Origin of the sequence: Nocardia vaccinii NBRC 15922 (assembly GCF_001613305.1) — a bacterium.
Classification (GTDB): Bacteria; Actinomycetota; Actinomycetes; order Mycobacteriales; family Mycobacteriaceae; genus Nocardia; species Nocardia vaccinii.
The window spans coordinates 114,171-120,937 of sequence record NZ_BDCC01000011.1 but is presented as its reverse complement, the minus strand read 5'-3'; the positions used below and the strand labels follow the sequence as shown (position 1 = coordinate 120,937).

The 6,767-nt window shown below is 67.6% G+C and carries 8 protein-coding genes; 4 read left to right on the top strand and 4 right to left on the bottom strand.

Annotated features, from left to right (window positions below; translation table 11 throughout):
- The first annotated feature begins 27 nt into the window (after positions 1 to 27).
- Together NV1_RS08565 and NV1_RS08560 are read left to right on the top strand one after the other, a co-directional pair.
- Positions 28 to 651: a TIGR03085 family metal-binding protein gene (locus tag NV1_RS08565; protein ID WP_067887556.1), complete on the top strand. Its 624-nt coding sequence runs from the start codon at positions 28 to 30 to the stop codon at positions 649 to 651.
- Between the two features lie 243 nt (positions 652 to 894).
- Positions 895 to 3,516 (top strand): FtsK/SpoIIIE family DNA translocase, encoded by a 2,622-nt coding sequence (locus tag NV1_RS08560; protein ID WP_067887552.1) that lies wholly within the window; start codon positions 895 to 897, stop codon positions 3,514 to 3,516.
- Between the two features lie 6 nt (positions 3,517 to 3,522).
- On the opposite strand, the gene NV1_RS08555 is transcribed toward NV1_RS08560, so the two are convergent.
- The 4 genes from NV1_RS08555 to NV1_RS08540 form a co-directional block, all read right to left on the bottom strand.
- The gene (locus NV1_RS08555; RefSeq protein WP_174557416.1) at positions 3,523 to 3,954 is read right to left on the bottom strand and encodes a TIGR03668 family PPOX class F420-dependent oxidoreductase; all 432 of its coding nucleotides are present in this window, start codon (positions 3,952 to 3,954) and stop codon (positions 3,523 to 3,525) included.
- Between the two features lie 39 nt (positions 3,955 to 3,993).
- The gene (locus tag NV1_RS08550) at positions 3,994 to 4,410 is read right to left on the bottom strand and encodes a nuclear transport factor 2 family protein (RefSeq protein ID WP_067887619.1); all 417 of its coding nucleotides are present in this window, start codon (positions 4,408 to 4,410) and stop codon (positions 3,994 to 3,996) included.
- 158 nt (positions 4,411 to 4,568) lie between these two features.
- Entirely contained in the window at positions 4,569 to 4,853 is a 285-nt protein-coding gene (locus tag NV1_RS08545) for a YciI family protein (protein WP_067887550.1), read from the bottom strand.
- A 53-nt stretch (positions 4,854 to 4,906) separates the two neighbouring features.
- Positions 4,907 to 5,449: an amino-acid N-acetyltransferase gene (locus tag NV1_RS08540; protein WP_067887547.1), complete on the bottom strand. Its 543-nt coding sequence runs from the start codon at positions 5,447 to 5,449 to the stop codon at positions 4,907 to 4,909.
- Positions 5,450 to 5,556: 107 nt separating this feature from the next.
- Between NV1_RS08540 and pgsA the strand changes: the two genes are divergently transcribed.
- Positions 5,557 to 6,240 carry a CDP-diacylglycerol--glycerol-3-phosphate 3-phosphatidyltransferase gene (gene pgsA, locus NV1_RS08535; protein ID WP_373864597.1) on the top strand — a complete coding sequence of 228 codons (684 nt, stop codon included), beginning with the start codon at positions 5,557 to 5,559 and terminating at the stop codon, positions 6,238 to 6,240.
- Positions 6,237 to 6,734 carry a CinA family protein gene (locus NV1_RS08530; protein WP_067887544.1) on the top strand — a complete coding sequence of 166 codons (498 nt, stop codon included), beginning with the start codon at positions 6,237 to 6,239 and terminating at the stop codon, positions 6,732 to 6,734. Before pgsA ends, NV1_RS08530 begins: the two co-directional genes overlap by 4 nt.
- Positions 6,735 to 6,767: the final 33 nt, after the last annotated feature.

Sequence of the window (6,767 nt, the reverse complement as noted above, 5' to 3'; positions counted from 1 at the left end):
TAGCGGAGCGGAGGCCATAATTGCAGTATGACTATGGCTCAGGACGAGCGGCGGGCGTTGGTTGGGACGATGACTGCCGCTGGTCCGGACGCACCGACCTTGTGTGGCACCTGGACGGCGCGGGATCTGGCCGCGCATCTGGTGGTGCGGGAGCGGCGACCGGATGCCGCGCCCGGGATTTTGCTGAAACCCTTTGCCGGATACCTGGATTCGGTGCAGGCCAAGGCTGCGCGGCGGCCGTTCGCCGAGCTGCTGGAGCAGATTCGTACCGGGCCGCCGTGGTGGTCGCCGCTGCGTCCGGTCGACGCGGTGGCCAATCTCACCGAGATGTTCGTCCACCACGAGGATGTGCGCCGCGGCGAACCGGGTTGGGAGCCCAGGCAATTGACCGCCGAGCAAGAGCGCGATCTCTGGAAGGCCCTGCGTCGCATGGCTCGAATGGCCTACCGCAAGGCCCCGGTCACCGTAGTGCTGGCGACGCCGGACGGTGAGCGGGTCACCGCGCACAGCGTCGTGGGCCCCGAGGTGGTGCTCACCGGCCCGCCCTCGGAGTTGCTGCTGCACGCCTTCGGCCGCAAGGAGGTTCGGCTCACGGCCACCGGGAGCGACGAGGACATCCGCGCGGTGCACGACTGCGACCGCAGCATCTGAGTCGGCGCGATCAACCCGTACCCGGAAGGATTTCGGCCGTATCGGGATCGGTCGCCCATCGGAATATCGCGGGGCGTGTCGACCGGCGTCACCGCGGATCTGTCGATATCCTGTGATGCAGCTCTCGGTGCGATGTCCGTCGACATCGGTTCGCCGGACTGTCGCCCAGATTTCCCCCGCTGATGTGGGTGGGGTGGGTGTTGCGGATGGTCTGGATGGGGCTGTTGCGGCTAGCCTGAGAGCATGGCAGGCAAGTCCCGCAGCACCACGGCGTCTCGTTCGCGGGCGGGATCGGCGCGGGGGCGGGCTCCGGCACGGTCCCGTTCGGCCGGTTCGCGCTCCGGATCATCCTCGGCCAACTCTCGCAGGAACCCCGCGCCGCCGCGCGCGCGTAAGGCCCCGGCCCGCCGTCCGGCGCCCCGGGCACGGTCCAATACCGCCCCACTGGCGGTTTTCCGGCGCGGTGTCGGCAACGGCTGGACAATGCTCGCCCGCGGGATGGGCGCGACGACTCGCACGCTGAGCCGGGCCGGGCAGATCGAGCACGGGCATCGCCGCGACGGAATCGCCTTGGCGCTGGTCGCGTTCAGCGTGGTCATCGCTGCGGCGGTCTGGTTGTCCGCGGGCGGCCCGGTCGGACACGCCATCGACGCGGCCGTGCGGTTGTTCACCGGATCGGCTTCGGCCGCAATACCTTTTCTGGCCTGCGCGATCGCGGTCGTGCTGATGCGCACCGAACCGCGCCCGGAGATCCGGCCTCGGCTGGTCCTCGGCGGGCTGCTGGTCGCGCTCCCGGCCTTGGGGGTATGGCATATCGCCGCAGGTTCGCCCGCCGACGCGCACGGCCGCGCCCATGCCGCGGGTTTCGTCGGTTATGTGATGGGCGGCCCGTTGCGCAACGGCCTGACCGCCTGGCTGGCCACGCCACTGTTGTTGCTGGCCATCGCATTCGGTGTACTGCTGCTGACCGGGACGACGGTGCGCGAGGTGCCCGACCGGCTGCGCTGGCTGTTCGGCACCCAGGCCCGCGACGAATACGATTCGTACGACGACCGATACGGGCGTTACGACGAGTACGACGCGGACGGCTTTCCGGTGCACGAGCCGCGCTCGCGTCGGCGGCGCGGCCGCACGCCCGAGGAGAACTACCCGACCGACGAATTCGGCGGATCCGATTCGGCCACCGAGATCATGGGCGAGCCGCCGCTGCAGGACGCCAAGCCCATCGCCGCCGAGAAGTCCGAGCCCGCGCCCGCGCCCAAGCCGAAGCGCAAGCCTCCCAAGGTCGTCGATCAGACCCCGCCGCCCCCGGAACCGCAGCAACTGGAATTCGTCACCGAGCGCGTGGTCGACGGCGACTACCAGCTTCCGCCGCTGTCCCTGCTGACCGATGGTGAACCGCCCAAGAAACGCAGCGCCGCAAACGAATCGATGATCGAGGCGATCACCGAGGTGCTGGTGCAGTTCAAGATCGACGCCGCGGTCACCGGATTCGTGCGCGGCCCGACGGTCACCCGATACGAGGTGGAACTCGGTCCGGGTGTGAAGGTCGAGAAGATCACCGCGCTGGCTCGCAATATCGCCTACGCCGTCGCGACCGAGAACGTCCGGTTGCTCGCACCGATCCCGGGGAAATCGGCCGTCGGCATCGAGGTGCCCAACGCGGACCGCGAACTCGTGCGGCTGGCCGATGTGCTCAAGGCGCCTTCGACCCGCAACGACCAGCACCCGTTGGTGATCGGCCTCGGCAAGAACATCGAGGGGGAGTACCTCGCGGCGAATCTGGCCAAGATGCCGCATCTGCTGGTCGCCGGTTCCACCGGTTCGGGTAAGTCGAGCTTCGTGAACTCGATGCTGGTCTCCCTGCTGCACCGCGCCACTCCCGAGGAGGTGCGGATGATCCTGATCGACCCGAAGATGGTGGAACTCACACCGTACGAGGGCATTCCGCATCTGATCACGCCCATCATCACCCAGCCCAAGAAGGCCGCCGCCGCGCTGGCCTGGCTCGTGGAGGAGATGGAGCAGCGCTATCAGGACATGCAGGCCACCAAGGTCCGCCACATCGACGACTTCAACAAGAAGGTCAAATCGGGGCAGATCACCACGCCGCTGGGCAGCGAGCGCGTCTACCGCCCGTATCCGTACATCCTGGCCATCGTCGACGAACTCGCGGATCTGATGATGACCGCGCCGCGCGATGTGGAGGATGCGATCGTGCGCATCACCCAGAAGGCGCGTGCGGCGGGTATTCACCTGGTCCTGGCCACCCAGCGCCCCTCGGTGGACGTGGTCACCGGTCTGATCAAGACCAACGTCCCCTCGCGGCTGGCCTTCGCCACCTCCTCGCTGACCGATTCGCGCGTCATCCTCGACCAGCCGGGCGCGGAGAAGCTGATCGGCATGGGCGACGGGCTGTTCCTGCCGATGGGCGCGTCCAAGCCGACGCGTCTGCAGGGCGCGTTCATCTCCGACGAAGAGATCCAGGGCGTCGTCGACTTCGCCAAGAACCAGGCCGAACCCGATTACACCGAGGGCGTCACCGCCGCCAAGGCCGGGGAGAAGAAGGACGTCGATCCGGATATCGGCGATGATCTGGATCTGTTCGTGCAGGCGGTGGAACTGGTCGTCACCTCGCAGTTCGGGTCCACCTCGATGCTGCAGCGCAAACTGCGCGTCGGTTTCGCCAAGGCCGGGCGGCTGATGGATCTGATGGAGACCCGCGGTGTCGTGGGCCCCAGCGAGGGGTCCAAGGCGCGTGACGTGCTGATCAAACCCGATGAACTGGATGGTCTGCTCTACACGATTCGTGGTGGAGATCCCGCCGACGTGTCCGACGACGCTGTATCCGAAAGTGCGGAGTGAACCGGATCAGCCGGTATAGGCCCAGCCCGAGATCGTCTGCCCGGTGATCCGGACGACCGGGCCCCGCGGCGGACTGTCTTGATACTGCGGATATTTCGCCATGAGCCAGGCGACCGGCGCAGTGCGGTCCGGTGATTCGGACAGGATGCGCGCGGTGCCGTCGAGACGGGCCCACCACAGTCGAGTCCAGTCCTCGGAGTATTCGTCGGCGAGGAGCGAAACCCGGCCAGTGGCGGCGATATTCCGAAGCCGCCGCAGATTCGTCGTGGTTTTGGGTTTGTGATCGATGGCGAACACCGCTACCGGCTCGGAGTCATCCAGGTTCAGGGCGAATGTCACCGGCACCAGGTGCGGCTGCCCGTCCTCGCTCACCGTCGCGAGGCGGGCGACCCGCGCGTCACGAAACCGTTCCAGTGCATCCTGCTCGGTCAACCGCACATGATCAGGGTATCGACCCTCGGCCGGAGGCCGTGCCGATCAGGCGCCGGCCGTCTCACGCTGGATCTGCTCGGCTGCCTCACGCTGGATCTGCTCGAACTGCGCGCCCATCGCCTCGGCCAGGGCGGTGGCGGCCGAGAGCGGCCGGACCATCACCGTGAGCTCGTCGACCTTGCCGTGCTCGTTCAGATGAACGAAATCACAACCGGTGACATGCTTTCCGTCGACGGTGGCCTCGAAGACCAGCGCCGCGTCCCGGCCGTTCGCATCGATGATCTCCCGGACGTAGCGGAAGTCCTCGAACACCCGCAGCACCCCGCGCAGAATGGCCGCGGTGATCGCCTTCCCCGGATACGGCTTGAACGCCACCGGACTGGTGAACACCACGTCGTCCGCCAATGTCGCCTCGATCGCCGCCGCATCGTGCGTCTCGACCGCCTGCCGGAATGTATGCATCGCCACCTCACCTATGCAACTGGTTGTATAGGCGCACACTGTACCGAACCAGGTCGGCTGTGCGTAGCGCCCAGGCTTGCCTCCGGATTTACCCGCTGCCGGATTCGTGGCTGACTGGATTTTGAAATTGTCTGTGGTGCAGAGGGTTTCGTCGGACGTCAGTCGACGAACGCGCCCATCGTCGGCTTCCACTCCACGATGCGGGCCTCCTGCAGCAGGCCGTGCTTCGCGAACGGGTCCTGGGCGAACAGGGCCTGGGCGGCGGCCAGATCGTCGGTGCGGACCAGGATCAGCGCGCCGGAGCCGTCCGGGTAGGGGCCGCTGGTCAGGACGGTGCCCTGCTCGACCAGCTCGTTGAGCCAGGCGCGGTGGGCCGGGCGGTGCTCGTCACGGCCCGCGGCCTGGGCCTCGGCGTAGGTGTAGAGGACGGCGAAGATGGCCATGGTGACTCCCGGGGCGTTCGACGGTGGGGTGATACCGAGATCCGATCGTGAGATCAGAGGTTCAGCAGCATACGAGTATTGCCGAGGGTGTTCGGCTTGACGTAGCTCAGGTCCAGGAATTCCGCGACGCCGGTGTCGTAGGAGCGGCACATCTCGGCGAACACCTCCGCGGTCACCGGCGTCCCGTCGATCTCGGCGAAACCGTGCCGCTCGAAGAAGGGCACCTCGAAAGTCAGCACGAACAGCCGCCGCAGCTGCAATTCCCGCGCGGTCGCGATGAGCTGATCGACGATCAGGCGGCCCACGCCCTTGCCCTTGACGCTCGGATGCACCGCCACCGTGCGGACCTCGCCCAGATCGGCCCACAGCACGTGCAATGCGCCACATCCGATCAGGTCGCCGTCCAGTTCGGCGACCCAGAATTCCTGGACCGACTCGTAGAGCGTGACCAGGTTCTTCTCCAGCAGAATCCGCCCGGCGTACACGTCCACCAGGGACTTGATCGCGGGCACGTCCGAGGTACGGGCGCGGCGCACGATCGGGGTGTCGGCCACCGTCCCGTCGCTCGAACCGCTGTGTGTTGCCCGTGTCGTCATGTGGTGCACAGTAGTCGGGTTCGGTACCGATAGTCTGGTGTGGTGCCGCACATCCACACCGCCCGCTCGCCCGAGGTTTTCCGGGCCCGACCCGGACGAGGGTGCCGGTGAGCGTGCAGAGTGACGACATGGACAGCGGCTGGCCGGACTCTTTGCGACCTCGGGCCGAGGCGGCCCGCCCGCGTCCGAATCTGGTACCGGCTCCGGTCCCGCAGAGCGTCGAACCGGCCGCCGTGCCGGTGCTGAACATCGCCAATATTCTGACCGTGCTGCGGATCCTGATCGTCCCGCTGTTCCTGGTGGCGCTGTTCACCGGGACCGGACACGATACGGGCTGGCGGATTCTGGCCGCGGCGCTGTTCGGGATCGCGGCCATCACCGACCGCATCGATGGCCAGGTGGCTCGCAAATACGGTCTGGTCACCGATTTCGGCAAACTCGCCGACCCGATCGCCGACAAGGCGTTGATCGGCGCGGCGCTGATCGGGTTGTCGGTGCTCGGCGACCTGGCCTGGTGGCTCACGGTGGTGATCTGCGCCCGCGAGATCGGAATCACACTGCTGCGCCTGGCCGTGGTGCGGCGCGGCGTGATTCCGGCCGGTCGTGGCGGCAAACTCAAGACCCTGGTGCAATCGCTCGCCATCGCGGTACTGCTGTTGCCGCTGTCCGGTGCGTTCGCCACCGCGGGACTGTGGCTGATGTACGTGGCCGTCGTGCTGACGGTCGTGACCGGCCTGGACTACATCGTGCAGGCCGCGCGCCTCTGGTCGCGCTCGGCCAAATCGCGATGACGACGCCCGACCCCTTGACCGCGGTGGTCCCGGCCGCCGATCTGGTGCGACGTCTGCTGGCTGCCCGAGCGACGGTCGCCACGGCCGAATCGCTCACCGCCGGTCTGCTGTCGGCCACCATCGCAGGTGTGCCCGGCGCCAGTGCCGTCCTGCGCGGGGGCCTGATCGTCTATGCCACCGACCTCAAACACACTTTGGCCGGAGTGGACGAGCATCTCCTTGCCACCGAGGGCCCGGTCGCGGCCGGAACCGCCGAGCAGCTCGCGGCCGGCGCGCGGCGGGTGTGCGGGGCGGACTGGGGGATCGGCTTGACCGGGGTGGCCGGGCCGGATTCGCAGGACGGATATGCGGTCGGCACGGTGTTCCTCGGTATGTCTGGTCCGGAAGGTACCGAGGTGTTGCGGTTGAAACTGGCCGGTGACCGGTGGACGATCAGAATGGGAGCGGTGCACGCGGCCGTGACCGAACTCGCCCGAGGCCTGGGCGAGGGATGAGCGAGTCGGCGCGGGCCCGGTCCGTGCCGTCGC